General features: G+C 39.3%; 2 protein-coding genes. Both read right to left on the reverse strand.

The window, feature by feature from the left end; all coding sequences use genetic code 11:
- A partial coding sequence (gene cysD, locus BBH99_RS11750) for a sulfate adenylyltransferase subunit CysD (protein WP_123873152.1) occupies window positions 1-520 on the reverse strand: 520 nt, incomplete at its 3' end.
- Window positions 521-532: 12 nt separating this feature from the next.
- A complete protein-coding gene (locus tag BBH99_RS11755; RefSeq protein ID WP_066695742.1) occupies window positions 533-1,246 on the reverse strand; it encodes a phosphoadenylyl-sulfate reductase in 714 nt (237 codons plus the stop codon).
- Window positions 1,247-1,308 lie beyond the last annotated feature (62 nt).

Here is a 1,308-nt window from a genome sequence, read left to right on the forward strand (position 1 = left end):
TTCCGTTGAAGATGCTCCATAATTCAGGGCGCTGCAATTTTGGATCCCACTGGCCAAATTCATCACGAACGGAGAAGATTCTTTCCTTGGCGCGGGCTTTTTCTTCATCTCTGCGGGCGCCTCCGATACAGGCATCAAATTCAAATTCTTCTATGGTATCAAGCAAAGTATAGGTTTGTAGCCAGTTTCTGCTTGGGAATTTTCCTTTAGGTTCTGTTAAGCTTTTCTTTTTGATGGTGTCTTCAACCTTACGAACCACTAAATCAACTTCCAATTGGTTAACAAGCTCATCTCTGAAGTTTAATACCTCAGGAAAGTTATGGCCTGTATCCACATGAACAAACTTAAAAGGTATTTTTCCGTAACGGAAGGCTTTTGAGGCTAAATGAGCCAGTACAATACTGTCTTTTCCACCGCTGAACAGAAGTGCCGGGCGTTCAAATTGTCCTGCGACTTCCCTTAAAATGTAAATAGATTCAGCTTCCAACTGATCCAGGTAATCTAAATGATATGTTGACATGTTTTTCTTTTTTTATTGATGAATATGCAGACCGCATTCTTTTTTATTGGCATCTTCCCACCACCATCGGCCTGCTCTGAAATCTTCTCCTTCCTGAATGGCTCTTGTACAGGGTTCACATCCGATGCTTACAAATCCTTTTTTATGGAGATAATTGTAAGGCAACTGATGGATTTTTACATATTCTGTCACTTGTTCTGTACTCCAGTGAAGAAGCGGATGAAACTTAATGATCTGGTTATCTTCATCCCATTCCAGTGCCGGCATATTCTGTCTGTTTGGGGAATGCTCAGCTCTTAAGCCGGTGATCCAGATTTTATATCCTTTTAAAGCAGATTTCAAGGGATGTACTTTTCTGATGGCGCAGCATGCTTTTCTCTGCTCTACGGATTGATAAAATGAGTTGGGTCCGTTTTCTGTTACAAATTTTTTCAGTTCCTCAGTATCCGGATAATAGGCTTTGATTTCTTTTTTGAAGAAAGCTTTGGTAGAAGCCCAGGTTTCATACGTCTGTTCAAAAAGCCTTCCTGTGTCCAGTGTAAAAATATCAATATTCAGGTTTTTAACCAGATGAGTGATGACCTGATCTTCATAGCTGAAGCTTGTTGAAAATACTGCCCCACCCGGAAATCTTTCTGTCAGTAATTGTAAAATATCCTTTTCAGAAGATATCCCGGAGGTTTCTTCCTTCAATTTTTCGAATTCGTTTTTCAGACTGTTTTCCATTTCCATTCCAATTTGTTGATGCAAATATATATAAAATTCTATAACTCCTATCAAAATAGTAG

It is taken from the genome of Chryseobacterium contaminans (assembly GCF_001684955.1).
GTDB lineage: Bacteria > Bacteroidota > Bacteroidia > Flavobacteriales > Weeksellaceae > Chryseobacterium > Chryseobacterium contaminans.